We start from the raw sequence: 23,726 nt of genomic DNA, 5'->3' as shown, positions 1-23,726 counted from the left end.
GGCTAGACCCGGCGTGACGACCGAAGGGGAGCACATGGAAGCGACCGACCCGACCGCGCTCGAAGACCGCTACGGCGCGCACAACTACCACCCGCTGCCGGTGGTCCTCGCCGAAGGCGAGGGGGCGTGGGTGACCGACACCGACGGGAACCGGTACCTCGACTGGCTCGCCGCGTACTCGGCGGTCAACTTCGGGCACCGGCACCCGCGGCTCATCGCCGCGGCGAAGGCCCAGCTCGACCGGCTCACCCTCGCCTCGCGAGCGTTCCGCACCGACGCGCTCGGGCCGTTCCTCGCGGGCCTCGCGGAGCTGTGCGGCAAAGACGCGGTCCTGCCGATGAACACCGGCGCCGAGGCGGTCGAGACCGCGATCAAGGCCGCCCGCAAATGGGGCTACACGAAGAAGGGCATCCCCGCGCACAGGGCCCGGATCGTGGTCTTCGACGGGAACTTCCACGGCCGCACCACCACGATCGTCGGCTTCTCCTCCGACCCCGGCTCGCGCGAGGGCTTCGGGCCGTTCACGCCCGGGTTCGACTCGATCCCCTACGGGGACATCGACGCCCTGCACGCCGCGATCGGTCCCGACACGGCCGCGGTGCTCATCGAGCCGGTGCAAGGGGAAGCGGGCGTCATCGTCCCGCCCGCGGGCTACCTGCGCGCCGTGCGCGCGGCCTGCGACCAGAGCAACGTCCTGATGATCGCCGACGAGATCCAGTCGGGCCTGGCCCGCACCGGCCACACGTTCGCCTGCGACAGGGAGGACGTCGTGCCCGACGTGTACCTGCTCGGGAAGGCCCTCGGCGGCGGGGTCGTCCCGGTCTCCGCGGTCGCGGCCGACCGCGAGGTGATGGACGTGTTCACGCCCGGCACCCACGGCTCCACGTTCGGCGGCAACCCGGTCGCCGCCGCGGTCGGTGCGGAGGTCGTCGCCATGCTCGCCACCGGCGAGTGGCAGGCCCGCGCCCGCGACCTCGGCAAGCACCTCGAAGAGGCGCTCGCGACCCTCGACCCGTCCGCGGTGGACGCGGTGCGGGTGTGCGGGCTGTGGGCGGGCGTCGACCTCGCCGACGGCGGTCCCAGCGCCCGCGAGGTGTGCGAGCGGGCCGCGCGGCTCGGCCTGCTGTGCAAGGAGACCCACGAGAAGACCGTGCGCATCGCGCCGCCCCTCGTGATCGAGCCCGAGGAGATCGACCGCGGCATCGCGATCCTCAAGCGGGCGATCGAGGGCTAGGGCTCGTCCTAGGCGTCGGAGCTGCGGGCCGCGAGGATCGCGATCGCGCCCGCGGCGTCCTGGATCCGCTCGTCGTCCACGTCGCAGCCGTGCTCCTTGAGGACGGCGAGCAGGTCCGCGACCACCGGCCCGGTGGCCTCCATGGCCCACGACCGGTCCACCGGGTGCGCGTAGTCCGAGCCGCCCAGCTGCACCCCCTCGTGGTTCCACACGGCCGCCGCCGCGGCGGCGATGCGCCGCGCCCGCGTCTGCGGGTCCCCAAGGGGCGCTTCGCGTCCGGCCTCACCGTCGCCGAGGACGGGCGTGGCGTACGTGGGGCGCACCGGGGTCCGGTACCGGTCGTCGCCGAAGAGGTCTCTGAAATCGCCGATGCCGTGCATTGGTGTGCTCGCTTCCCCCCACCTGACGGTTGATCCGCTCCCCCTATTTGTACCGCGTCCGCCCGGTCCGCCCCCAAGTGGCGTCCCCCGTCCGAGTCGACGAGCGCCCCCGGGCGGCCGACCGGCTTGCTAGGATTCCCCGTCACCGCGAACCGAGTCCCCGGAGTGCCCATGGCCGTCGCCAGGCGGACGTCCCGCGACATCCGCAGCGAGTCGCGCCTCATCGTCGTGCGCGCGCTCCTCGCCGCGGGCGAGACCACCCGCAACGAGCTCGCCGAGGCCACCGGCCTCAGCCCCGCCACGGTCTCCACCGTCGTCGGCGACCTCCTCAAGTACGGCATCGCCGCCGAGACCGGCCTCATCGGCAACGGCATCGGGCGGCCCACGACCGGCCTGCGGTTCAACGCGGACCGGGGCCGCGTCGCCGGGGTGTACGTGGAGGACAAGTACCTGGAGGCGACCGTGTTCGACGCGGCCCTGGGCCGCCTCGCCACGGTGAACGCCAGCGCCGAGACGCCGGTCGAGGAGGCCGACGACGTCATCGACTGGATCGTGCGCATCCTCGACACCGCGCTCGAACGGGCCGGAGCCGAACGCGGGGACCTCCTCGGCGTCGGCGTGCTCCTCCCCGGCGGGATGCAGCGGCCCGTCAAGTCCGCGCCGACGCCCGGCGGGATCTGGCTGCACCTCGACCGGCTGCGCGACCGCCTCGGCCTGCCCGTGGTGGTCGACAACCCGCTCAAGGCCATCGCCACGGCGGAGCTGTGGCTGGGGGCCGGGCGCCGGTCCGGGAACATCGTGACCGTGAGCCTCGGCTACGGGGTGGGCGCGGGGATCGTCCAGGACGGCGCGGTCGTGCGCGGGGCCACCGACTCGGCGGGCGAGTGGGGCCACAGCCTCCTGGTCTTCGACGGCCGCCTGTGCCAGTGCGGCCGAAAGGGATGCGTCGAGGCGTACATCGGGGCCCTGGGGATGCGGCAGACCGTCGCCGAGCTCGATCCGGGCCATCCGCTCCTCGACGGGCCCGACGGGTACGTGTTCCTGCACGCGTTCACGGATGCGGCCGAGGCGGGCGACCCGGTCGCGGTCGCGGCGCTCGACCGCACCGCCCACTACCTCGGCGCGGCGCTCACCGACCTCGTCGCGGTCCTCAACCCCGAGGTCATCGCGCTGACAGGCTGGCCGGACTTCCCGGCCTGCCGCGAGCGGGTGATGCCGATCGTCTGGGGCCGCATCCGCGCCGACGCCCCCGGGTCCGCCGCGGAGGACCTGGAGATCGAGCTGGTGGGCAGGCACGGCATGGAGGGGATCGCCGCGATCGCCTTGGAGCGCTTCATGAGGGACGTGGGCCTGGTGACCACCAGAGTCCTGCCCGCGCTCTAGCTCTTGCGGAGCGACCCGAGCGAGGAGAACCCGAGCAGCACGAACCCGGCGATGACCGCGGTCGCCGCGGCGGCGGTCGCCGTCGTCGCGAGCGTGAGCGCCCCGCCGGCGACGGCGAGGCCGATGAGGCTCCACGCGAGCGGCGTGAACACGGGCGCGTCGAACGCCTTCGCGAACGGCAGGAAGTGCACGCCCACCACGAGGACCACCCAGCACACGGTCAGCTCCGGCCGCTCGAACACCCGGTTGATCACGTTGGCGCCCAAGATGATCGCCACGACTTCGGCGGCCACGGCGATCCAGTAGGTCCGCAGCGCCGCCTGCGTCGGCGGCTCGCCCCCGGGGTTTGGCCGCCGCATCACGACCCACATCGCCACCGCGAACGCGGCCACTCCGGCGATCCTGGCGACCTGCGGCAGTACCCCGGGAAGCCCGCCCGCGTTCACGAGGACGAAGACCAGGCCGCCGATGGACCCGATGGTCCCTCCGAGTTTCTCTCCATGCACTGCGGTATTCAAGCACACGTGTGCGAATCGAGACCGCGCTAGTGCAGTGCGACCGAATACGACGCGAGGTGCGGGCCATTCGGCGAGGGGATCGCGGTGACCGTGGCGTGCAGGGCGATCGCAGTGGTCTCGCCGGGGGCGGCGTGGAAGCGGGTGCGGTGTTCGGCGCGTGTCAGGTCGACAGTGGTGGCCGGGCCGGTCTGGGTGGGGTGCTGCGGGATTCGCACGACGAGGTCGTGGTCACCGGGGGCGAGCTGGGTCCAGGTGCGGGTCCAGCCTGTGGCGACGGGCTCGCCGTCGAGGAGGACTTCGGGGGCGGGTACCCAGGGGCGGCATTCGGGGGCCGCGGGTTCGCCGATGCGCACGGTCCGCCAGCGCTGCAACGGGTTCGGCTTCCCGCCCGCGAGGGCCGCGACGGCCTCGGGCGGGTAGCGGTCCAGGGTGTGGCGCAGGTGCAGGCCGAGTCCGGCCCAGCCGGGGGCGGGGGCCATACGGGCGGGTTCGTCGGCGTCGAGGACCACCGGTTCGTCGTCGGCGGCCGGGGGAGCGGCGACCGCGACGCGGCGCAGTCGCGCCTGCTTCCGCAGCGCCGCAACGATGGCTGCGGCCCCGATGCCGAGCCCGACCGTGATCGCGGCGGCCGGGGCCGCGGCGAGGAGGCCGGGGCTCGCGAGGGCGGTCCAGGTGAGCGCGGCCGCGGCGGCGACGCCGCCGAGCAGCAGGAGGTAGTACAGCGCCACCGGTCCGGGACGGCGGCGTTCCTTGAACGACACGGGGTCCCGCAGTTCCCCGGGGAGGGCGAACCGGTCGGCGGTGTCGCCGAGGACGCCCGCGTAGTCGAGTTCGAGCCGCTCGCCCGCCGCGAGCGCCACCTGCCGGTAGCAGCGCGAGTGCCCGCCCGCGACGGCGACGAGATGCGTCCCCGGCGTGAGCGTCAGTTCCGTCGCGCCCCAGCCCCACGAGGCCGGAACGCCGTCGACGCTGACCACCGGCACGAGCGGCCGGGAAGCGCGCAGCGAGGGCCGGGCCTCGCGCGAGTCCTGGTTGCGCCAGGCGGTGCGCACCACCACGACCGCGTCGGTCGCGCTCGTGCGCGCATCGAGCCGCCGCCCGGTCCGGACCTCCACGGCCGCATCGGGATGCGGCCGCACCGCCCATGCGCGGAACGGAGGGAACACCTTGAACGGGCCGAGGCGCCGCAGCCCGGGGAGCACCGGCCAGGCCAGGAGCAGTGCCGCGGCGGCCAGTGCGAAGGCCACGGCTACTTCCCGCCCCAGTCGGGCGCGTCGTCGTCGGCCCACTCGGGCGGGTCGATCGCGGGGATGAAGTCGAGGTTGCCCGGGTCGAGCCCGTACTTCGAGCGCGGGTCCTCGGCGCCGTTGACGTCGCCGTCCCCGGCGATGTCGTTGGCGTTCAGCCCGAGGTTGTAAGCGCCCTGGCCGCCCACGAACAGGTGCCCGAGGCCGCCCGCGACGTGGCGCCCGCCCGACGGCGCGGCGGCGTTGCGCAGGCCCAGCTGGGCGAGGCCCTGGATCATGTTGAACGCGGTGGGGCCCACCATCTCCAGGGGGTTGACGACGTTCCCCTGGGAGGCGAGGACGGTCCACGACACGGTCATGCCCCCGCCGATGGCCGCGGCGATCGAGTTGCCCACCACCTTCAGCGCCCCGTCGAGCGACTGGAGCACCCCCAGCCCCATCGCGGCGATCGACATCGCCGCCGTCCGCACCGCCGCGGCGGCCGGGGCGGTGAACGGGACAGCCTGGAGCGGCCAGTACACCACCGCCATCGCCATGAGGCAGGTCGCGAGCGCCGCGTACGCGGTGACCATGACGGCGAGGAGCGCCGCGATGGTGAACAGGCCCACGCCGACCTCGATCGCGAACGCCGCGATCGTGAACAGCTGCGTGCTCACCTTCCCCGACTGCTCGTGGAAGGCGTCGCAGTCGTCGCCCTGCCACGCCTCGGAGTCCATTGCGGACACCTCTTCGTCGAGGCCCTTGCCCGCGGTGATGTACTTCTCGGCCAGCTGGAACCAGTACGCGCCGACCATCATGAGCTGGCCGGGGTTGCACTGGTTCATGTAGACGATGCGGGCGATCTGCGTGCACGAGGGACCGAACGTGAAGGCGGGCAGCACGATCTCGACGGCCGCTGCCGGCGCCACGACCGCGAACAGGTCCATCATGCCCTGGAAGCTCTTGGGATCTGGTGCGCCGATTGACATTGCGCGTTCCTTTGCGGTTCGGGAGTCAGTTGAAGTCGGAGGCGCAGGCCTGATCGGCGTCCTCCCAGGAGGTCGCGCAGCCGTCGAGGTTCTCGTTCATGGCCTGGAAGCACTCGGCCGCGCCCTGGACCATCTCGTTCATGTAGCTCACCGCGGTCGTGTAGACCATCGCCAGGGACGGCGCGACCGAGGTGTACAGCGTCTGGTCGATGCTCCGCAGGTTCGGGAGGATCTCGTTGGCCTCCTCCAGCGTCGGCGTCACGTTCGCCTGGATGTCGGCGCCCAGCTGCCGCAGCGCGGCGGGGTCGATCTTCGTCATGGCGTCCTCATTTCCCGTGCAGTCGGCGGATGATCTCGTCGTGCTGGCGCCGCAGGTACTCGTACTGGCCGCGCACCTTGTCCCCGTACGCGTCCATCTCCCCGGGCAGGCCGTCGACCTGCTCCATCGTCAGCGGCAGGCCGAGGCCGTCGACCTGGGCGCGCTGGCGCTCCTTCAGGTCCGCGATGGCCTTCGCGGCGGTCTCGGAGATCTCCTTGCCGAGCGCCTCGGGCCCCAGCTCGCGGGCGTGGATGCCGAGGAGGACGCCCGCGATCGGGTACTCGCCGGTGGACTCGACGGTGACGGTCTCGTCGGGGCCGGTGGCGCGCCCGGTGACCGGCACGAGCTCGGCGGGGGTGCCGGGGCGGGGCTGGAACCGCTCCAGGATCCGGATCGCGGCGTCGAGGCCCGCGGTGGGGATCTGGTCGGCGAGTCCCATGCGGGCCATGGACCTCGGGTCGTCGGGCGGCAGCTCGTCCTCGTCGGCGCCGTACTCGGCCCGCTTGCGGTCGATGACGGCCTGGAGGCCCTCCTGGCGGAGCCCGTCGCGGAGGTTCTTGAGCTCGGCGAGGGCGTCGGCGGCCGAGCGGGACTCGTGGGCCTCGGCGGCCCTGACGGCGTCGGCCGCTTCGCGGGCGGTCCAGGTGACGAGTTCGGCGAGCTCGCGGGCGGGCAGGCGCAGGGCCTCGACCGTCAGGCGGACGACGGGGGCGCCGTTGCCGTCGACGACGGTGACGCCGCCGTCGGCGCTGGTGTGTGTCGGCGGCGGGGGTCCGGTGTCAGTCAAGGGGGGTCTCCGTCCCTGTCAGGCATCGCGAGGGGGCTGCTAAGAGGATAAACCGCAGATGCCACGCGAAGCGCCGCAGATCCCTTGTGGCAGTTCATGCTCCGTTCAACCACAGTGGACCGATTCAGCGAGCCGGACCCGTTGCGGCGGTTGGGGACGCGGAAGGGCCCGGCGGGACGATCACCGCCGGGCCCTCGTATCGGTGCCCCGTTCAGATCCCGGCGAGCGCGCGCCCGGCCTCGCGGCCGGCGTCCAGGGCCTGCCGGTGCTGCTCCGCGGCGAGGTCGCGGAGCGCCTCCATGCCCGGGGTCGTCGCGGCGAGGGTGAGCTCGCGCTTGACGATCGTCAGGTCCGCGCCCCAGATGTCGCCGAGGACGCGCTGGAGGTACGGCGTGGAGTGGTCCCAGCCCTCGCGGGGCGCGCCGGGGCCGTAGCCGCCGCCGAGCGAAGTGACGAGAACCGTGGGCGTGCCCTTGAGCACCGGCGTGGTCGGCCCGGCGCCGGAGATGACCAGGTCGGTCCAGGTCTTGAAGTGCTGCGAGACGCCGTAGTTGTACAGCGGCACGGCGAGGATCGCCGCGTCCGCGGACTGGAGCTCCTCGGCGAGCTGCGCGGCGAGGCCCAGGGCCTCGACGTGCGCGGCCTCGCGGTGCTCCTCGGGCGTGTGCGAGCCGATGGTGGCGTTCGCCCACGCGTCGGCGGGCAGCGGGTCGGTGCCGAGGTGGCGGCGGACGACGGTGCCGCCGGGGTGGGCGGCGGTCCACTCGGCCTCGGCGAGGTCGGCGATCTCGGCGCTGGTGGACGTCCCGGGCAGGATGCTGGCGTCCAGGCGGAATAGGTTCATGCGGATGGCTCCTTGCAGCGGCGCCGTCACGGGCGGCGCGGTCGGTTCGGGAGGGGCACGCCGTCGGGCCCCTCGCCAACTAAACGGACTTTACCCCGTTTATATTTCCGGCCGGTAGAGTGATCCCGTGGACCGACCCGTCGTACCTCTGGGCAGGCCGCGCGCCGAGCGCGCCGACGCCAAGCGCAACCGCCTGCGGCTCTTGGCGGTCGCGCGCGAGATGCTCGAAGAGTGCGGCGCCGAGCATGTGACGATGGACGCACTCGCCGAGCGCGCCGGACTCGGCAAGGGCACGGTCTTCCGCCGCTTCGGCTCCCGCGCAGGGATCTTCAAGGCCCTCCTCGAAGAGGAGGCCCGCCGCTTCCAGGAGCTCGTGCTCTCCGGCCCCCCGCCGCTCGGCCCCGGCGCCGGCCCCGCCGAGCGCCTCATCGCCTACGGCCGCGTGCGCATCGGCTTCCTCACCGACAACCTCGCCGTCGCCCGCGCCGCCATGGACCGCGACGTCGCCACGCCCGCCGTCGAGGTCGACATGACCCGCCTCCACATCCGGATGCTCCTGGGCCGGGCCGACCTCGGCGTGCGCGACATCGAGGGCCTCGCCCTCCAGCTCTCCGCGGCCCTCGAAGGCCCGCTCCTGCTCTACATGGCCTCCCCGCAGGCCCTCACCGACGCCCGCGACGGCGGCGCGATGCGCCTCGCCGACGCCTGGCAGGACCTCGTCGAACGCCTCTTCCGCGCCGGCCCGGAATAACCGCCGCGCAGACCGAATTAACCGCCGCGCGGTCTCGCTTTTCCGGGCCCGGGGGACTACGCTGATCCACATTGCTTGCGCATTCCGACAACACATGTTGGAGGACTGCACGTCACGGCAGCGGCCCGAGCGGCCCCGTGCGGCAGGAGCGAAGCCCCTCCCGAAATGCCCGGAACGCATTGCGTCCATGATCCGACATCACCCGTAGTGAGTAACGCGACACTCACTTTCCGGAATCCTCCATAAGATTCGATCATGGTCCCCGCCAACCTTCCCCCGCCGGAGCCGGTCCACCGACCGGCCGACACCAACACCTCCGCCGGTACACCCGGTCGGACCCTCGCCGGACCGCCGGCGCCCTCCACCGCCGCGGCACCCGCCGGTGGCATGACCTGCTGGACCCAGGAGGTCTAGACGTGGCACTCGATTTCGACGGCGACTTCGTGAGACAAGCGGTCGCCATCCTGCTCAGCGCGAACCAGCTCATCGCCTACTGGCTCGCCGGAAACAAGAACAACCTCGGCTGGCTCCTCGGCGTGCTCGGCGGCATCCCGTGGATCGCCTTCATCGTGGTCTGGGACGTCTGGGGCCTCGCCCCGCTCGTCATCGGACTCCAAGTCATCTACATCCGCAACCTGGTGCGCTGGTGGCGCGAGAGCCACAGCGCCGAACCCGCGCTCGACCCGCCCGTGGTGACGGCGGCCAAGGTCGGCGCGCCGACCGCTTCCTGACGGAGAACCGCCGGACCGGCTGGGGAGGGAGCACCCCGAGGAGGGGCGCTGCAGCCGGCCGGCGGACCCGTTCACAGGAGGCGGTCGCACCGTGTCGCGACCGAGGAGTTGTGCGAGAATCGCTCGGTGCATGTCGGCAGGCCGTTGATCCGGGGGTTCCGCGCCCTCGTCTTCGCCGTCGCCTGCACCGGCGTCACCGCCGCGCTCCACTTCGCCGCGGGCGGCCACCGCTTCGACCCGCTCCACCTCGCCGCCGCCGTCGCGGCCGTCACCGCCGCCGCCGTCCCGCTCGGGAAGCGCCAGCGCGGACCCCTCGGCCTCCTCGCCGCCTGCATTGCGGCCCAAGCGGTCCTGCACACGTGGTTCACCCTCGCCTCCGGGCACCTCGCCCACCTCGACCCCGGCCTCACGATGACCGGCGTCCACCTCCTCGCCGCCGCCGCCACCGCCCTGTGGCTCGCCCGCGGCGACGCCGCCCTCGCCGCGCTCGCCGACCTCCTCACCCTCTTCGCCGCCCCGGCGCTCGCCCTCCTGCTCGCCGCCGCCCCGGTCGCGCCCGCGCGCACCGCGCCCGCGCACACCGCCCCGCGTCCCAAGGCCCGCCGCTTCACCGCGGTCGCACCGCTGCGCGGACCCCCGCTCGGAGCGCTCGCGGGATAGGCCCCGGCCGCCCGCGACTCCGCCGACCGCACCCGCCGCCCCGGCGGGTGGACGCTCCGAGACCCTTGAGGCACACCACCATGACCGCCATCCGCCGCAACACCTTGCGCACCATGCTCACCGCCGCGTCCGGGCTCGCCCTCGCGCTGGCCTTCGCCGCCCCGGCCTCCGCCCACGCGGGCCTGGTCGGCACCGACCCCGAGGACGGCGCCGTCCTCGACACCGCGCCCGCCTCGGTGAGCGCCACGTTCTCCGAGAACCTCGACGGGCCCTCCACCGAGATCGCCGTGACCGGCCCCGACGGCGCCGTCATCGACGCCGGGGACCCGGTCTTCGAGGGCGACACGTTCACGCAGCCGATGCTGTACGCCGAGCCGGGGGAGTACACGGTCGCGTACCGGGTCATCTCCGAGGACGGCCACCGCATCGACGGCGCCGTCAGCTTCACCGTGGCCGAGATCCCGGCCGAGCTGTCGCTCAACCCGGTCGAGACCGAGACGAGCACCGCCGCCGAGACCACTGCGGCATCCGCGCCTGCCGAGACCGAGTCCACCTCCGAGGCCGCCGCCGCCGAAGAGGACTCCGGCAACAGCGCCGCGATCATCGCCGGGGCGCTCCTGGTGCTGCTGGCCGTCGCGATCGGCATCGCGGTCCTGGTGAACCGCCGCCGCAAGGCCGCCGAGTAGCCGAACGGGCGGCACGCCGGAAGGCGTGCCGCCCTTGCCGACTACTCCCCGGTCACGCCGTCGGCGAACTCCCGCATGATGTCGATGTGCCCGTTGTGGCGGGCGGTCTCTTCGATCATGTGCAGCAGGATCCACCGCAGCGAGCACGGCTCGCCCTCGGGCGGCGCGTTCCGTTCGAGCGCGTCGAGCGGCAGCGCGTCGGCGATGGCGACCGAGCGGGCGCACTGCTCGTCGTACTCGTCGAGCAATTGCGCGAGCGGCACGCCGTCGACGCGCATCTCCGCGTCGGGGTCGTCGTCGCTCCACGGGCCGCGGTCGGGCTCGCCGAGGAGGCAGACCTCGAACCAGGCGTGTTCGTTCCACCGCAGGTGGGAGACGAGCCCCGCCACGGTCATGAGCGGTGAGGGAAGGTAGGGCCGGTGGGCTTCGGCTTCGGCGAGCCCTTCGGCCTTCTTGCGGACGGTCTGGCGCTGCCAGCGCAGCCGCTCGTTCAAAGCGGTGCGTTCGTCGATCGGTTGCGATTGCGCCTGTTGGCGTTTCATGCGGATACTCCAGATTCGCGGGTGCCGCCCCGCCCGTGGAGCCGCCGCGTCAGCGCACGCCGCGGGAGGGGGACACCGGTTCGCTCGGATTCGACACCGTTTCCACCTCCCTTCCGTCGCTTGCGGTTCAGTTCGAGTCTAGCGGGTCGTCCGGGACCGCCTTGAGGATGCGGCGCCGGGCCCCCGGGGCGGGCCCGGGGGCGGCCGGTCAGGCTTCGAGGAGTTCCTGTGCGTGGGCGAGGATGCCGCGGATCTGGTCCTGCCAGGCGTAGGTCTCGGTCTCGATGGACAGGTAGTAGTCGGCCTGGGTGTCCTCGTGTGCCTGGTGGGCGGTCTCGCGGAACCCGGTCTCGTCGCCGCATTCGGCGACGTCGACGGCGAGCGCGATCTCGAACGCGAGCTTGCCCTCGTAGTCGGCGGGCGCGTCGTCGGGCAGGTCGGGGTGGTCGTGGACGTCGGCCTCGCCGGTGTACAGCTCGTAGAGGTAGTCGCTGATCGGCAGCGAGCCCTCCTCGTCGAAGGCCCACCCGGGGCGGCCGCGCTCGGCGAGGCAGTCGACGAGGTCGCCTTCGGCGCCCGCGATCCGCTCGCGGTACCGCGTCTTCACCTCGGCCATCGCGGCGAAGTCCTCGGTGGGGGTGGCGGGCCGGTAGTGCCAGTACGCGGCCGAGTATTCCTCGCCCTCGCCGCCTTCGACGACGAGTTCGAGGCCCTCGTAGAGCGCGTCGATCATCTCGCGCTTGCAGCCGCCGGGCTCGGGTTCGACGTAGTCGGGCTGCTCGTCCATGTCGATCTCGCCCTCGTCGGCCTCTTCGGCCGGGGCCCGGTCCTCGCCGATGAGGTACCCGTTCTCGTCGGCGGCGATGGCCTCGCCGTAGAACGCGACGTACCAGTCGTACTGGTCCTGCGGGGAGAGCGCCTCGAACGCGTCGTTCTCGAAGCCCGTGCCCCCGGCCTCGGGGCTCCCTTCGGCGAGCGCGTCGTCCGCGGCGTCGATACCGCGGTACTCGTCGTACTCGGCGGCCAGGTCCGACTCGCGGCCCTCGTCGGTCCAGCTCCAGGAGCCGAAGCCGAACCGCTCGGCCTCCTCCTTCTCCAGGAGCCAGCCGTCGTAGGGGTAGTAGTCGAAGAGGGTCTCGGTCTCGGTCTCGGCGGGCTCGGGCTGGGGCGCGAAGTAGAGCTGGTCGTGGACGGTGAAGCCCCGGTCCTCCAGGCACCGCTGCATGAGCCGCAGCTCGACGGCGTCGAGCTCGGCGGTGAGGCGGTGGGTCTCGTTGACCATCTCGACGAGGCGGGCCTCGTCGAACGACTCGGCCGCGGTCCCGCCGCCCTCGTCGCCGCCGGGGCCGTCCGTGCCGTCGCCGCCGCTGCACGCGGCCGTGGCCGCCAGGGCGACCGCGATGCCGACCAGGCCCGCGGTGGTACTGCGCTGCATAACTGCTGCTCTTTCGATGGGAGCCGGAAAATTGACCCCCTCAATACGCGCGCGTGCGGCAGCCCGGTTGCCCGGCTTGGTGGTCTTCGTTCAGCGGCCCCCGTAGAGCCGGGCCATGAGCTCGCGGACCGACGCGTCCATGTCCTTGAACTGCTGGATCGAGGCGTCCTGCATTTGGGCGACCCGCTCGTTCATCTCGCCGAGGTCGGCGGTCGGCACGGGCACGGCGGTCTGCTCGCCGCGCAGGTCGATCGCGGTGTTCAGCGCGAGGGTGAGCTGCTCCAGGAGCGCCTCGGGCCCGTCCTTGAGGGCGCTGAGGGTCATCTTGATCTGCTCGAACCGGCCGTCGGTCCCCAGCGTGACCTTGATGCGGCCGTCGGCGGCCTCGGTCAGGATCGGCTCCGTCTGCGCGCCCGCGGTGCCGGGCCCCTGCGCGAGGGTGTCGCGCGCCGCCGAGAGCTGCTCCGCGATCTGGTCTTCTCCGAACATGCGTCCTCCTAGCCGTTCCTGCCGAGCTTCGCCATGACCTGGCTGATCGAGGCGCTGAACGCCTGCAGCTGCCGCACGCCCGCGTCCTGCACGGCGGCCAGGGACTCGTTGATGGCGTCCAGGTCCGGGACGGCGTCCGCGGCGGTGACCATCGCCGCCCGCTTGCCGAGCGCCTCGTTCACCGCGGTGAGCACGTGCTCGGCGATGTAGTCGGTGCCCTCCTTGAACGCCTTGGGGTCCGCGACGATCTCCGCGACCCGCCCGTCGGCGCCGAGCGTCACCCGGATGCGGCCCTTCGCGGCCTCCACGGTCACCGGCTCGGCCCGGCCCTCCTCGGGCGCGGCGGCCGCGCGCGCGAGCTCGGCCCGCGCCTCCGCCAGTCGCCGCGCCTTGTCGTCTGCCTCGGCCATGGGCGCTCCCCTCTCGTTCACGAAACCGGCTCATCGTATCCCGGTCATTCGATCGGAAAACGCCCGCGGGCGCGCCGCCCGGCCGCCCGCAGCCCCGGAACGTGATCTCGGCGGCGTTGCACGCCGGGGCGAGGCGGATTACCCCTGGCGGAACGCGGCGGCGGCCTCCGGGAGGGCTACCGTTGATCCATGACCTATCGATACCTCACCGACGCCGACGCCGACGCGCTCCTCGAATCGACCTACCCCCAAGCGCGCCAGCTCCCGGCCCTGTCGGAGCTGATCGGCAGCGACCTGCGGTGGGACCCTCCGGCCCGCACGCTCGTCTACCTCGCCGAATGCTGGATCGAAGGCGTCGGCTACGGCCAGCGGCTGCACACGTGCGCCGCGCGCAACATCAACGGGGACAAGGACCTCGCGGTGGAGTTCTCCCGCGCCGCCCGCAAGGGCGACGCCGACCTCGTGGCCGCCGCGGCCGACGAGGTCCTCTCGATGGTCGCCGAGGGCGTCAGCGCCGCCGACAACGCCGCAGCCACGGCCGCGATCACCGCGATGCTCCACGGCGGCCTCACCGAGTCGCCGTCCCGCAAGCCCATGTTCGCGGCCCTGCGCGCCCAGTGGTCGGCCCGGCCCGCCGCGAACTGACCCGGCGCCTGAGTCGGCCGTTCGGCGGACCCGGCAGCGCGGCGTCCCGCCTCGCGACCGAGGCGGGAGGCCGTCCCCTCCCGTGAGGATGGTGGCGACCGCGGCATCGCGATGATGCCGGAGCACACCACCTCGAACGGGAACACCATGCACCGCAAACGAATCGCCCTGGCCGCGTTCACGGCGGCGGCAGTCGCGGCCGCCGTCTCCGCCGCCTCCTACTGGCAGGCCTCCGCCGAAGAGCGCCCCTCCCCGGACCGGCTCCAGCGGGACGCCGACGCCATCGTGGACGTCGGCGTCACCGGCGTCCAGGCCCGCGTCACCGACGACGACGGCGACACCCGCGCCGTCGTCAGCGGCGTCGCCGACATCGAGACCGGCGAGGCCGTCGACGACGAGGGGCTGATGCGGATCGCCAGCGTCACCAAGACCTTCGTCGCCGCCGTCGTGCTCCAACTCGCGGGCGAGGGCGCGCTCTCGCTCGACGACACCGCCGAGGACTGGCTCCCCGGCGTCGTCCAGGCCGAGGGCATCGACGGCGGCGAGATCACGATCCGCCAGCTCCTCCAGCACACCGGCGGCCTGCCCGACTACGCCGACGAGCCCGACTGGGGCACCGAGGCCCACTTCCAGCGCACCCGCTACGACATCGCCGATCCCGAAGAGGTCCTCGCGGCCGCGCTGGCGGCCGGGCCCGTCGGCGAACCGGGGGAGCAGTGGTCGTACTCCAACCCCGGCTACATCGTGCTGGGCATGATCATCGAGGAGGCCACCGGCCACCACTGGGCGAAGGCCGTGCACGACCGGATCGCGCGGCCCCTCGGCCTGGAGGACACCTTCTGGGCCGGGTTCACCGCGAAGACCCCCGAGCCCCGCGCCGAGCTCTACCAGCGTTTCGAGCCGGGCGGCGACCTCGTGAACGTCACCGAGTACATCGACCACGACGCCTCCGGCGGCCTGGTCTCCACCACCGAGGACGTCGACCGCTTCATGCGCGCCCTCATCGGCGGCGACCTGCTCGAACCCGCTCAAATGGCGGAGATGCAGCGGACCGTCCCGGTGACCGGCGAGGGCTACGACCTCATCTGGCCCGGCGGCGCCTCGTACGGCCTGGGCGTGTTCCGCCTCGGGTTCGACGACTGCGGCGAGGGCCTCTGGGTCGCCGGAGGCGACATCACCGGCGCCATGACCCGGGCCGCCGCCACCGGGGACGGTGCGAACTCCGTTACCGTCTTCAGTTCCACCGAACTCCGCGACTCCCTCAAATCGGGCGTCGCCCAGAACCTCGCCACGAACGACCTGATGGAACACGCCCTCTGCGGCCGCAACTGACAGCAGCAGTCCCCGGGGCGAACCGTCCTGGGGACGCCCGGGTGCCGTAACGGTGACGGCGTCAGCGGCTGAGGGCGCGGCGCACGCCGGCTGCGAGGTGTCCGTCCGACAGGTCGCCCCTGGTGACGAAGTCGAACATGAGGCCGTCGACGAGGGCGGCGATGACCTGGGCGTCGAAGGCCGGGTCCGGGGATCCGGCCTGGACGGCGACGAGTTCGGCGAGGTCGCGGAACTCGTCGCCGCAGCGGGCCATGGCGTCGCGGATCGCGGGGTCCCGGGCGCCGGCGAGGTCGAGTTCGAACCGCGCCAGGAGCAGCCGGCGGCTCTCGGTCCACCAGCCCCGCAGCAGCGCGGCGATCGCGTCGAAATCCGGCCGGTCTCTCATGGCGGCCAACTGCCTGAGCGCCTGTGCGATCGCGGGGCGGGCGCGCTCGCGGTCGATCTCGATGATGCGCTCGACGACGGCGAGGACGAGGAGGTCGCGGGTCTTGAAGTAGTACGTGACCGAGCCGTGCGGCAGGTCGGCGGCCTCCTGGACCGCGCGATGCGTGAGGCCGCGCAGACCGTGCTCGGCGATGACGTCGATCGCGGTGTCCAGTATTCGGATGCGCCGGTCTGTGGTCATGGCCGCAAGTCTGCCACGGGGTCTCGACAACGTGCGCAATTCTCTCTATGTTTGTAGAGAAAAGTTCTACAGATGTAGGAGACCGTGATGACCAGGAAATGGCCCGCCCGCGTGTCCGCCGCGACCGCGGCCGCGCTCGCGCTGCTCCTCGCCGCCGCCGCTTTCGTCGCCTATGCGTGGCAGCCGAGCCCGGCGCCGTACGACTCCGCCTATCTGGACGAGATCCGGTCGCAGTACGTCGACACGCCGGTGGCCCGGTTCCACTACACGGCCACCGGTGACGGGCCTCCCGTCGTGCTCGTCGCGGGCGGCGCGATGTGGCTGCACTCCTGGCGCGACACCGTGCCCGCGCTCGCCGCAGGCCACACGGTCTACGCGGTCGACATGCCCAGCCAGGGCTACACCGAGGTCGTCGACGGCGACTTCGCCTACGACCTCGAAGGGATGGCCGCGGCGATCGAGGCGTTCCTCGACGCCGTCGGCCTCGACCGCGCCTCGCTCGCGGGGCACTCATGGGGCGGCGCCTGGAGCCTCTACTTCGCCGAGACCCGCCCGGACCGGGTCGACCGGCTCGTCCTGCTCGACGCCCCCGGCCTGGACGCCGAGCGGGCGCGGCAGACCGAGGTCTTCAAGGTCCCCGTCATCGGCGAGGCCGCCGCGAACCTCACCACGCGGGACCGCTACGCCGACAGCCTCCGCAGCGCCTTCAGCCACAAGGACCTCGTCACCGACGAGACGATCGACGAAGGCTGGGCCTGGTTCTCCCGGCCCGAGCGGCGCGACGCGTTCGTGTCCCTCGCCCTCGGCCTCGACTACGACCAGACCCACGCCCGCCTCGGCGACGTCACCGCCCCGACCCTGATCCTGTGGGGCGCAGAGGACGCGTGGCTCCCGGCGACCCAGGCGCAGGGCCTCGCCGACCGCATCACCGGTGCGCGTGCCGAAGTCCTCGAAGGCTGCGGTCACAATGTCCACGAGGACTGCCCGGACGCCGCCCTGCCGCTCCTCACCGCGTTCCTCAGGCAGTGACCCCGCCCGAGAAGCGCCCGCCCGCCCCCAGGAGGTACCGCATGCTGCACGGACGCCGGACCGAGCAGGCCGTGATCGACCGGATGCTCCGCGACGTCCTCGACAGCCGTCCCAGCGCCCTCGTCGTGCGCGGCGAAGCCGGGATCGGCAAGTCGGCGCTGCTCGACTACGCCGCGGCGAACGCGCAGGCGCACCTCCTGCGCGCGACCGGAGTGGAATCGGAGGCGACGCTGCCGTTCGCCGCACTGCACTCGCTGCTGCGCCCGGTCCTCGACCGGGCCGAAGCCCTTCCGGCGCAGCAGTCCGCGGCGCTGCTCGGCGCGCTCGGCATGGGCGGCGCGAGCCGAGGCGACCGCTTCCTCGTCGGCCTCGCCACGCTCAACCTGCTCGTGGAGCTGTCCTCGCACCAGCCCCTCCTCTGCCTCATCGACGATGCGCAGTGGATGGACGGCGAGTCGGCCGACGCCCTCATGTTCGCGGCCCGGCGCCTGCACGCCGAGCCCGTCGCCGTGCTGTTCACCGCCCGGACCGGCCAGGACTTCCCCGCCAACGGACTGCCCGAGCTCTGGCTCTCGCGGCTCGACGACACGGCCGCCGCGCGGCTCCTCGCCGAGCGGTCCGGAGCGCTCCCGCCCGCCGTCCGCGACCAGCTCCTCGCCGAGGCCCAGGGCAACCCGCTCGCGCTCCTCGAACTGCCGCGCATGCTCACCGCCGAGCAGCGCACCGGCGCCCTCGCGCCGCATTCGTTCCCGTCGGGCGCGGCCGAACCCGTGACCGACCGGGTGCTCGCCGCGTTCCGCGACCGGATCACCGCCCTGCCCGTCGCGAGCCGCGCCTTCCTACTGCTGGCCGCCCTCGACGACCGCGGATCGCTCGACGTGCTCGCCCGCGCCGCGGGCGCGCTCGGCGTCGCACTCGCCGACGCCGCCCCCGCCGAGCACGCGGACCTGGTCCGCGTCGCCGGCGACGGGGTCGTCTTCCGCCATCCCCTGGTGCGCACCGCGGTCCTGCTCGCAAGCGACATCGGCGACCGCTTCGCCGCGCACCGGGCACTGGCCGACGCGGTCGACGACGACCGCCGGGCCTGGCACCTCGCCGCCGTCGCCATCGAATCGGACGAGGCCGTCGCCGCCGACCTCGAACGCCTCGCCCAGCGCGCCCGACAGCGCGGCGGCCAGGCCGCGGTCTCCGCCGCCTATGCCAGGGCCGCAGTGCTCTCGCCCGCGCCCGCCGACGCCGCCCGCCGGTACACCGCCGCCGCGAGCAGCGCCGTCGAGGCCGGGCTGCGGGAGCGCGGCGCCGAGCTCGTCGAGCTGGCGTCCGGCGTCGCGCAGCGGGGGACCTCGGACGCCGCCGTCACCGCGGAACTCGCCCAGGTGCGGGCGCGGCTGTCGTTCGAAGCGGGCCGCCAGCTGGAGGCCGCGAGGATCCTGCTGAACGAGGCCGAGTCGAGAGGGGCCGACCTCACCGGACTGTCGCTGCTGGGCATGGCCGCGTACTACTCGTGGTCCAGCACCGCCCACCCCGAGCAGGCGGCGCTCGCCGACCGCATCGTCTCCCTGCTCTCGCGCGGGCGCCTCACCCGCAGCACGGTCAAGGGGGCCATCGGCGACTTCTGCACGATCCTGAACGACGGCGACACGGTCACCCCCGCCGCACTCGACCCGGCCGGCCGGTTGCCCTCCGACCTGCGGACCCTCATGACGATGCACGCGATCGTGCGTGCCGACCGGGACGGGATGCTGGCCGATGCGACGGCGCTGCTCCAGGACTGCCGGGCCGAGGGCCGCCTCGGCCGGATCCCCCAGGCGATGACGACCCTCGCCATCGCCCAGGCCCTGTACGGCCGCCACGTCGCCGCGCGGGCCACCGCGGCCGAAGGCATCGACCTGGCCGCGGACCTGGACCAGCCGGTGTGGCGCGGATACCTGGCGGGCGTGCACGCGTACCTCTCGGCGATCGCCGGAGACCAGGCGGCCTACGCGGCGATGTCGTCGGAGGCGATGCGGTACGGCGACTCGCTGTCCTGGATGCCGAGCCGCTGCTGGGCCGAGTTCGCCGGAGCCATGCTGGACCTCGGCGCGGGCCGGTACGCGAGCGTGCTCGAACGCCTGGAGCGGGCGGCGGCGGGGCCCTCGCGGCACGCGTTCGTGTGGCGGTACGCGTGGCCCGACTACGTCGAGGCCGCCGCCAAGACCGGCGACCCGCGGCGCGGTGACGCGCTGCTGGAGCGGTACGCGACCTGGGCGGACTCGACCGGGCAGACCGGCCCGCTCGCCGTCCTGCACCGGGCGCGGGCGCTGGCGGCCGGCGACGACCGCGCCGAGCACTGGTACGAGAGCGCCTTGGAGCTGCACCTGCGGCACGAGCAGCCGTTCGACCTGGCGCGGACCCGGCTGGTGTACGGCGAGTGGCTCCGCCGCCACCGGCGGCGGAGCGAGGCGCGGCTCCAGTTGGAGGCCGCGAAGGAGGCGTTCGACCGGCTGGGGGCGGCGCCGTGGTCGGCCCGCGCGGCGGGCGAGCTGCGCGCGGCCGGGGCGTCCGTCGCCGAACGCGCCGCGGACGATCCGTTCGCCGCACTCACTCCCCAAGAGCTGCAAGTGGTGCGGCTGGCCGTGACCGGCGCGACCAACCGCGACATCGGCGCCCGGCTGTTCCTCAGCCCGCGCACGGTGGCCTACCACCTGTACAAGGCGTTCCCGAAGCTGGGCATCACCTCGCGCACCGAACTCGGGCGCCTCGCCCCCGGCAGCCCGTCCGCTTCAGTCGAATGACCGGTCCCGCGCGCGGCCCGTCCGCTCCCGCGGCGCCCGGGACGGCCCTGTGCTCGGCGTTCACCGGCCCAGTCGACTTGACTTCCGCGCGAACGCTTCGAATCCGCTTGCGCGGCAACTAGGCTCGGAATCCGGCGGCCCTTCCTTGCAGCGGCTGCGCCGCCGATGCCTCTGGTACGCAACCGAATCCGTCTCTCCCGCACCAAGGAGCACCCCATGTCAACGCAAGCCGAAGTCATCGTCGTCGGGGCCGGGCCCACCGGCCTGCTCCTCGCGGGCGACCTCGCCGAAGCCGGCGTCGACGTCGTCGTCCTCGAAGCCCGCGGCGAGAAGATCTCGAACCTCTCCCGCGCCTTCGGCGTCCACGCCAGGACCATGGAGGAGCTCGACGCCCGCGGCCTCGCCGAATCGCTCCTCGCGTACGGCGGGGCCCGGCTCCCCGGCATCCGACTGTTCAACCGGGTCACCCTCAACCTCTCCGACCTGGAGACCCGCTTCCCGTACCTCCTGATGACCCCGCAGTACACCGTGGAGGAGGTCCTGCGGCGGCGGGCGCTGGAGGCGGGTGCGTCGATCCGCTACGACCACAAGGTGACCGGGCTGGAGCAGACCGACGGGGGCGTCACCGTCCGCACCGGGGCCGGGGACTACGCGGCCCGCTTCGCGGTGGGCGCCGACGGCGTGAAGTCCGCCGTCCGCGAGGCGATCGGCATGCCCTACCCGGGCGAGGCCGTCCTCAAGTCGATCATGCTCGCCGACGTCAAGCTCGCCGAGCCGCCCGCCGAGAGCCCCGCGATCCACGGCATCAACGGCGCGTTCTGCTTCATCGCCTCTTTCGGCGACGAGTACTGGCGGATCTTCGCCTGGAACTCCGCCGATGTGAAGTCCGATGAGGATCCGATCGACCTCGACGAGATCAAGCAGGCCACCCGACTGGTCTTCGGCTCCGACTTCGGGATGCACGATGCGCGCTGGATCTCCCGGTTCCACTCCGACGAGCGCCAGGTCCCCGAGTACCGCCGGGGCAACGTCTTCCTCGCAGGCGACGCGGCCCACTGCCACTCCCCGGCGGGCGGCCAGGGCATGAACACGGGCCTCCAGGACGCGGCGAACCTCTCCTGGAAACTCGCGGCCGTCCTCAGAGGAGCCGATGCGGCCCTGCTCGACACGTACCACGCCGAGCGCCACCCCGTGGGGAGGATGGTGCTGCGGTCCAGCGGCACCATGATCCGCCTCGCCGCCGAGCGCTCGAAGGTCAAGGCCGCCATCGGCGGGCTCGCGTTCGGCGCCGCCATGCACATCAAGCCTATCGAGGCCAGGGCCATGGGCGTCATCTCAGGCGTCGGGTTCCACTACGCGCACGACAAGGGCGAGGACCAGCTCGTGGGCCACCGCGCCAACGACATCGCCCTCGCCGACGGCTCACGCCTCTACGAGGCCCTGCGCGGCGGCCGCTTCGTCGTCCTCGACAGCGCCGAGACCTACTCGGCCCGCTTCGTGGCCGACGCCGACTCGGCCGCTCCGGACGGCGACGCCAAGGTCGTCCGGCCCGACGGCTACATCGGCTGGGCCGGCGAAGACGACCCCGCCGCGATCCGCGCCTACCTGGAGACCCACGCCGGAAAGGCCTGACCCGTTCCCCGCAGCGGCATCCCCGCACGCGGAGGTGCCGCTGCCTGCATGTCTGTTTGTGGGTGCTACAGGGATCGAACCTGTGACCACCTCCTTGTAAGGGAGGTGCTCTACCGCTGAGCTAAGCACCCTGGGGCGCGATGGGGGCGCGCCGAGCCTGAGAAAGGGTACCTGAACGGGGGCTTGGGCGCGAGTGCGGGTCGAAGCGCGGTCGCGGGGAGAGGTGCCGCACAGGCGGAATTCAGTGGAAGCTTCAAGTGTTGGTGCCGAGGTGGAAACAGTACGTGTAGACATCTGGTCCGACATCGCCTGCCCCTGGTGCTACGTCGGCAAGGCCCGGTTCGACAAGGCCGTGGCAGGGCTCGAAGGGAAGGTCGCCGTCGAGGTGCGCCACCGCTCCTTCGAGCTCGACCCGAACCGCGCGCCCGGCGAGGTCGACGCGGTCGTCCCGATGATCGCGAAGAAGTACGGCATCAGCCCCGCCCAGGCCCAGGCGAACGAGTACAAGCTCGGCGAGCTGGCGAACCTGGAGGGCCTGGAGTACCGCACCGAGGGCCGCGACCACGGCAACACCTTCGACCTCCACCGCCTCCTCCACCTCGCCTCCGACAAGGGGCTTGAGGCCGAGGTCTGGAAGGCGTTCTACACCGCGAACTTCGCCGACGAGGCCTCGATCTTCCAGCGCGACAGGGTCATCGAAGTGGCCGTCGCCGCCGGGCTCGACGAGGCCGACGTCGTCGCCGTCCTCGACGACCCCGAGCACTACCGCGAGGCCGTGCGCGCCGACGAGGCCGAGGCCGCCGCGCTCGGCGCCACCGGCGTCCCGTTCTTCGTGATCGACGAGAAGTACGGCGTCTCCGGCGCGCAGCCGACCGCCCTCTTCGCCGAGATCCTCGAAAAGGCCTGGGACGAGCGGCAGCCCGCGAACTAACGGGACCTAACTGGCGAAACCTTCACGATTCGGCGCGCCCGGGCATATCCTGAGGCGAATTCCGACTACGAGGAGGCGGTAGCCATGCCCATGGATCGCGAGACGCAGCTCAAGCTGGTGAACCTGCGGGACGACGCCGGCGTGCTCTCGCTCTACGTCAACGCCGACCCCCGGCAGGAAGGCTCGACCCCGCCCTGGAAGACCCGGCTCGACCAGGGCCTCAAGCAGCTCCGCGAGGCCGTCGGCAACGGCACGGCCCCGCTCCTGGGCCGCCGCGTCGAGGACCTCAAGATCGACATCGAAGCGCTCGTCCGCCCCGGCTCCCCCGGGATCGGGCGGGCGCTCTTCGTCGCCCTCGGCACCGGCGAGACCTACAGCGTCGCCATGCAGACGCCCCTGACCGACCGCGTCGCCCTCGCGCCCCGCTCCCACATCGCGCCCATGTTCGGCGCCTGGGCCGAAGGCGCCCCCGTCGGCGTCGTCGTCGTGGACGGCAAGGGCATGCGCATCCTCGACAGCCGCTTCGGCCGGTGCGAGGAGGTCTCCGGCCTCGCCTTCGAGCTCGACACCGACGAATGGCGCGTCATGAAGGGGCCCGCCGCCGTCCAGAGCGCCTACGGCGGCCGCGACGGCTTCGTCTCCTCCAACCAGCAGGACCTCTTCGACTACCGCGTCGCCGAGCACCTCCAGAAGTTCCTCGCCGCCGCGCACTCCACACTGGAGGAGCACGTGACCGAGTTCGGCTGGGAGCTCCTGGTCCTCGCAGGCGAGCCCGAACTCGTCGAGGCCGCCTCGAAGCACCTCCGCAACGGCGTCAAAGCCGAGGTCGTGCCGTCCAAGCTCATCCTGAGCCAGAAGTCGCCCGCGATGATCCAGCAGGCCGTCGCGCCCGAGATCGCCGCCGCCCGGCACGCCCGGGACCTGCGGCTCGCCGCCGCCTTCGCCGAAGCGGTCCCCAAGGCCGCCATCGGATCAGAGGAAGTGCTCGACGCGCTGCAAGGCGGCCGCGTCGACCGGCTGCTCATCGAGCGCGACTCCGTCTGGAGCGCCCGCCGCATCCCCGAGGGCGCCGTCCTCGCCGACGCCGTCGCGCCCGGGGAGCCGGAGGTCGCCACGGCCGTCGCCGAAGCGCAGCTCGGCGAGGCGATGATCGAGATGGCGCTGGCGTCCGACGCCCGCGTGTCGATCCTCGGCGAAGGCGTCGACCTGGGGAAAGAGGCCGGAGGCGTCGGGGCGATCCTGCGCTGGTGACGACCTCTTGAGGGGATAGTTAGGTTATGCTAACCTATCCTCGGCAGTTCGAACTAGGGCCGCGAGTCTCTCACCTCTCGCGGCCCTAACTGCGTCTCCGGGCTCTGAATCCGTTGCACCGGA

The 23,726-nt window shown here is 72.7% G+C and carries 25 protein-coding genes and 1 tRNA gene; 13 read left to right on the top strand and 13 right to left on the bottom strand.

What is annotated here, in order from left to right:
- Positions 1-34 precede the first annotated feature (34 nt).
- Positions 35-1,234 carry an ornithine--oxo-acid transaminase gene (rocD, locus tag WA640_RS00450; protein ID WP_442904665.1) on the top strand — a complete coding sequence of 400 codons (1,200 nt, stop codon included), beginning with the start codon at positions 35-37 and terminating at the stop codon, positions 1,232-1,234.
- Positions 1,235-1,242: 8 nt separating this feature from the next.
- Here rocD and WA640_RS00445 read toward each other — a convergent pair whose 3' ends face one another.
- Complete coding sequence (locus WA640_RS00445) at positions 1,243-1,614, bottom strand: hypothetical protein (protein ID WP_335985581.1); 372 nt, start codon at positions 1,612-1,614, stop codon at positions 1,243-1,245.
- Between the two features lie 171 nt (positions 1,615-1,785).
- Here WA640_RS00445 and WA640_RS00440 point away from each other — a divergent pair, with 171 nt between their 5' ends.
- The gene (locus tag WA640_RS00440) at positions 1,786-2,997 is read left to right on the top strand and encodes an ROK family transcriptional regulator (RefSeq protein ID WP_335985580.1); all 1,212 of its coding nucleotides are present in this window, start codon (positions 1,786-1,788) and stop codon (positions 2,995-2,997) included.
- On the opposite strand, the gene WA640_RS00435 is transcribed toward WA640_RS00440, so the two are convergent.
- The 6 genes from WA640_RS00435 to WA640_RS00410 all read right to left on the bottom strand — a co-directional run bounded on the left by WA640_RS00435 (position 2,994) and on the right by WA640_RS00410 (position 7,680).
- Positions 2,994-3,503 (bottom strand): hypothetical protein, encoded by a 510-nt coding sequence (locus tag WA640_RS00435; RefSeq protein WP_335985579.1) that lies wholly within the window; start codon positions 3,501-3,503, stop codon positions 2,994-2,996. The genes WA640_RS00440 and WA640_RS00435 overlap by 4 nt on opposite strands.
- Before the next feature lie 38 nt (positions 3,504-3,541).
- Positions 3,542-4,762, bottom strand: coding sequence for a hypothetical protein (locus tag WA640_RS00430; RefSeq protein WP_335985578.1), 1,221 nt, complete (start codon positions 4,760-4,762; stop codon positions 3,542-3,544).
- A 2-nt stretch (positions 4,763-4,764) separates the two neighbouring features.
- Positions 4,765-5,730: a hypothetical protein gene (locus WA640_RS00425; RefSeq protein WP_335985577.1), complete on the bottom strand. Its 966-nt coding sequence runs from the start codon at positions 5,728-5,730 to the stop codon at positions 4,765-4,767.
- 25 nt (positions 5,731-5,755) lie between these two features.
- On the bottom strand, positions 5,756-6,049 hold the full coding sequence (locus WA640_RS00420; protein WP_106362361.1) for a hypothetical protein: 294 nt from the start codon (positions 6,047-6,049) through the stop codon (positions 5,756-5,758).
- 7 nt (positions 6,050-6,056) lie between these two features.
- Entirely contained in the window at positions 6,057-6,836 is a 780-nt protein-coding gene (locus tag WA640_RS00415; RefSeq protein ID WP_335985576.1) for a hypothetical protein, read from the bottom strand.
- Positions 6,837-7,047: 211 nt separating this feature from the next.
- Positions 7,048-7,680 (bottom strand): FMN-dependent NADH-azoreductase, encoded by a 633-nt coding sequence (locus WA640_RS00410; protein WP_106362363.1) that lies wholly within the window; start codon positions 7,678-7,680, stop codon positions 7,048-7,050.
- Positions 7,681-7,807: 127 nt separating this feature from the next.
- On the opposite strand from WA640_RS00410, the gene WA640_RS00405 reads away from it, so the two are divergent.
- From WA640_RS00405 to WA640_RS00390, 4 genes are all read left to right on the top strand, one after another.
- The gene (locus WA640_RS00405; RefSeq protein ID WP_335985575.1) at positions 7,808-8,431 is read left to right on the top strand and encodes a TetR/AcrR family transcriptional regulator; all 624 of its coding nucleotides are present in this window, start codon (positions 7,808-7,810) and stop codon (positions 8,429-8,431) included.
- 416 nt (positions 8,432-8,847) lie between these two features.
- Positions 8,848-9,162 carry a hypothetical protein gene (locus tag WA640_RS00400; RefSeq protein ID WP_106362365.1) on the top strand — a complete coding sequence of 105 codons (315 nt, stop codon included), beginning with the start codon at positions 8,848-8,850 and terminating at the stop codon, positions 9,160-9,162.
- A gap of 126 nt (positions 9,163-9,288) precedes the next feature.
- Entirely contained in the window at positions 9,289-9,822 is a 534-nt protein-coding gene (locus tag WA640_RS00395; protein ID WP_335985573.1) for a hypothetical protein, read from the top strand.
- Between the two features lie 80 nt (positions 9,823-9,902).
- Positions 9,903-10,508 carry a copper resistance CopC family protein gene (locus tag WA640_RS00390; protein WP_335985572.1) on the top strand — a complete coding sequence of 202 codons (606 nt, stop codon included), beginning with the start codon at positions 9,903-9,905 and terminating at the stop codon, positions 10,506-10,508.
- Positions 10,509-10,549: 41 nt separating this feature from the next.
- Here WA640_RS00390 and WA640_RS00385 read toward each other — a convergent pair whose 3' ends face one another.
- The 4 genes from WA640_RS00385 to WA640_RS00370 all read right to left on the bottom strand — a co-directional run bounded on the left by WA640_RS00385 (position 10,550) and on the right by WA640_RS00370 (position 13,384).
- On the bottom strand, positions 10,550-11,050 hold the full coding sequence (locus WA640_RS00385) for a DinB family protein (protein ID WP_335985571.1): 501 nt from the start codon (positions 11,048-11,050) through the stop codon (positions 10,550-10,552).
- 208 nt (positions 11,051-11,258) lie between these two features.
- Positions 11,259-12,485, bottom strand: coding sequence for a hypothetical protein (locus WA640_RS00380; protein WP_335985570.1), 1,227 nt, complete (start codon positions 12,483-12,485; stop codon positions 11,259-11,261).
- A gap of 90 nt (positions 12,486-12,575) precedes the next feature.
- Entirely contained in the window at positions 12,576-12,974 is a 399-nt protein-coding gene (locus WA640_RS00375) for a hypothetical protein (RefSeq protein ID WP_106362370.1), read from the bottom strand.
- An 8-nt stretch (positions 12,975-12,982) separates the two neighbouring features.
- On the bottom strand, positions 12,983-13,384 hold the full coding sequence (locus WA640_RS00370; RefSeq protein WP_335985569.1) for a YbaB/EbfC family nucleoid-associated protein: 402 nt from the start codon (positions 13,382-13,384) through the stop codon (positions 12,983-12,985).
- Positions 13,385-13,573: 189 nt separating this feature from the next.
- On the opposite strand from WA640_RS00370, the gene WA640_RS00365 reads away from it, so the two are divergent.
- Positions 13,574-14,029, top strand: coding sequence for a hypothetical protein (locus WA640_RS00365; protein ID WP_335985568.1), 456 nt, complete (start codon positions 13,574-13,576; stop codon positions 14,027-14,029).
- A 147-nt stretch (positions 14,030-14,176) separates the two neighbouring features.
- Complete coding sequence (locus tag WA640_RS00360) at positions 14,177-15,361, top strand: serine hydrolase domain-containing protein (protein ID WP_335985567.1); 1,185 nt, start codon at positions 14,177-14,179, stop codon at positions 15,359-15,361.
- Positions 15,362-15,422: 61 nt separating this feature from the next.
- Here the strand turns inward: WA640_RS00360 and WA640_RS00355 are convergent, their stop codons facing one another.
- Positions 15,423-15,986, bottom strand: coding sequence for a TetR/AcrR family transcriptional regulator (locus WA640_RS00355; RefSeq protein ID WP_335985566.1), 564 nt, complete (start codon positions 15,984-15,986; stop codon positions 15,423-15,425).
- Positions 15,987-16,073: 87 nt separating this feature from the next.
- Here WA640_RS00355 and WA640_RS00350 point away from each other — a divergent pair, with 87 nt between their 5' ends.
- From WA640_RS00350 to WA640_RS00340, 3 genes are all read left to right on the top strand, one after another.
- Positions 16,074-17,015, top strand: a complete 942-nt coding sequence (locus WA640_RS00350; RefSeq protein WP_335985565.1) for an alpha/beta fold hydrolase — start codon at positions 16,074-16,076, stop codon at positions 17,013-17,015.
- A 41-nt stretch (positions 17,016-17,056) separates the two neighbouring features.
- Positions 17,057-19,789: a helix-turn-helix transcriptional regulator gene (locus WA640_RS00345; protein WP_335985564.1), complete on the top strand. Its 2,733-nt coding sequence runs from the start codon at positions 17,057-17,059 to the stop codon at positions 19,787-19,789.
- Between the two features lie 216 nt (positions 19,790-20,005).
- On the top strand, positions 20,006-21,421 hold the full coding sequence (locus WA640_RS00340; protein ID WP_335985563.1) for an FAD-dependent monooxygenase: 1,416 nt from the start codon (positions 20,006-20,008) through the stop codon (positions 21,419-21,421).
- Positions 21,422-21,480: 59 nt separating this feature from the next.
- Here the strand turns inward: WA640_RS00340 and WA640_RS00335 are convergent.
- Positions 21,481-21,552 (bottom strand) — tRNA-Val (locus WA640_RS00335).
- A 140-nt stretch (positions 21,553-21,692) separates the two neighbouring features.
- On the opposite strand from WA640_RS00335, the gene WA640_RS00330 reads away from it, so the two are divergent.
- Both WA640_RS00330 and WA640_RS00325 read left to right on the top strand, forming a co-directional pair.
- The gene (locus WA640_RS00330; RefSeq protein WP_335985562.1) at positions 21,693-22,352 is read left to right on the top strand and encodes a DsbA family oxidoreductase; all 660 of its coding nucleotides are present in this window, start codon (positions 21,693-21,695) and stop codon (positions 22,350-22,352) included.
- A gap of 84 nt (positions 22,353-22,436) precedes the next feature.
- The gene (locus WA640_RS00325; RefSeq protein ID WP_335985560.1) at positions 22,437-23,603 is read left to right on the top strand and encodes a VLRF1 family aeRF1-type release factor; all 1,167 of its coding nucleotides are present in this window, start codon (positions 22,437-22,439) and stop codon (positions 23,601-23,603) included.
- Positions 23,604-23,726: the final 123 nt, after the last annotated feature.

It is taken from the genome of Glycomyces sp. MUSA5-2 (assembly GCF_037034145.1).
GTDB classification, from domain to species: Bacteria; Actinomycetota; Actinomycetes; order Mycobacteriales; family Micromonosporaceae; genus Glycomyces; species Glycomyces artemisiae.
The sequence above is the reverse complement of the archived record's forward strand: the minus strand, read 5'-3'. Positions and strand labels throughout refer to the sequence as shown.

Excerpts from the sequence above, each read along its gene's own strand:
- rocD (WP_442904665.1), top strand. The coding sequence starts at position 35 with ATGGAAGCGACCGACCCGACCGCGCTCGAAGACCGCTACGGCGCGCAC.
- WA640_RS00355 (WP_335985566.1), bottom strand. The coding sequence starts at position 15,986 with ATGACCACAGACCGGCGCATCCGAATACTGGACACCGCGATCGACGTC.
- WA640_RS00370 (WP_335985569.1), bottom strand. The coding sequence starts at position 13,384 with ATGGCCGAGGCAGACGACAAGGCGCGGCGACTGGCGGAGGCGCGGGCC.
- WA640_RS00445 (WP_335985581.1), bottom strand. The coding sequence starts at position 1,614 with ATGCACGGCATCGGCGATTTCAGAGACCTCTTCGGCGACGACCGGTAC.
- WA640_RS00350 (WP_335985565.1), top strand. The coding sequence starts at position 16,074 with ATGACCAGGAAATGGCCCGCCCGCGTGTCCGCCGCGACCGCGGCCGCG.
- WA640_RS00385 (WP_335985571.1), bottom strand. The coding sequence starts at position 11,050 with ATGAAACGCCAACAGGCGCAATCGCAACCGATCGACGAACGCACCGCT.
- WA640_RS00340 (WP_335985563.1), top strand. The coding sequence starts at position 20,006 with ATGTCAACGCAAGCCGAAGTCATCGTCGTCGGGGCCGGGCCCACCGGC.
- WA640_RS00390 (WP_335985572.1), top strand. The coding sequence starts at position 9,903 with ATGACCGCCATCCGCCGCAACACCTTGCGCACCATGCTCACCGCCGCG.
- WA640_RS00365 (WP_335985568.1), top strand. The coding sequence starts at position 13,574 with ATGACCTATCGATACCTCACCGACGCCGACGCCGACGCGCTCCTCGAA.
- WA640_RS00425 (WP_335985577.1), bottom strand. The coding sequence starts at position 5,730 with ATGTCAATCGGCGCACCAGATCCCAAGAGCTTCCAGGGCATGATGGAC.
- WA640_RS00325 (WP_335985560.1), top strand. The coding sequence starts at position 22,437 with ATGCCCATGGATCGCGAGACGCAGCTCAAGCTGGTGAACCTGCGGGAC.
- WA640_RS00440 (WP_335985580.1), top strand. The coding sequence starts at position 1,786 with ATGGCCGTCGCCAGGCGGACGTCCCGCGACATCCGCAGCGAGTCGCGC.
- WA640_RS00420 (WP_106362361.1), bottom strand. The coding sequence starts at position 6,049 with ATGACGAAGATCGACCCCGCCGCGCTGCGGCAGCTGGGCGCCGACATC.
- WA640_RS00410 (WP_106362363.1), bottom strand. The coding sequence starts at position 7,680 with ATGAACCTATTCCGCCTGGACGCCAGCATCCTGCCCGGGACGTCCACC.
- WA640_RS00360 (WP_335985567.1), top strand. The coding sequence starts at position 14,177 with ATGCACCGCAAACGAATCGCCCTGGCCGCGTTCACGGCGGCGGCAGTC.
- WA640_RS00380 (WP_335985570.1), bottom strand. The coding sequence starts at position 12,485 with ATGCAGCGCAGTACCACCGCGGGCCTGGTCGGCATCGCGGTCGCCCTG.
- WA640_RS00345 (WP_335985564.1), top strand. The coding sequence starts at position 17,057 with ATGCTGCACGGACGCCGGACCGAGCAGGCCGTGATCGACCGGATGCTC.
- WA640_RS00375 (WP_106362370.1), bottom strand. The coding sequence starts at position 12,974 with ATGTTCGGAGAAGACCAGATCGCGGAGCAGCTCTCGGCGGCGCGCGAC.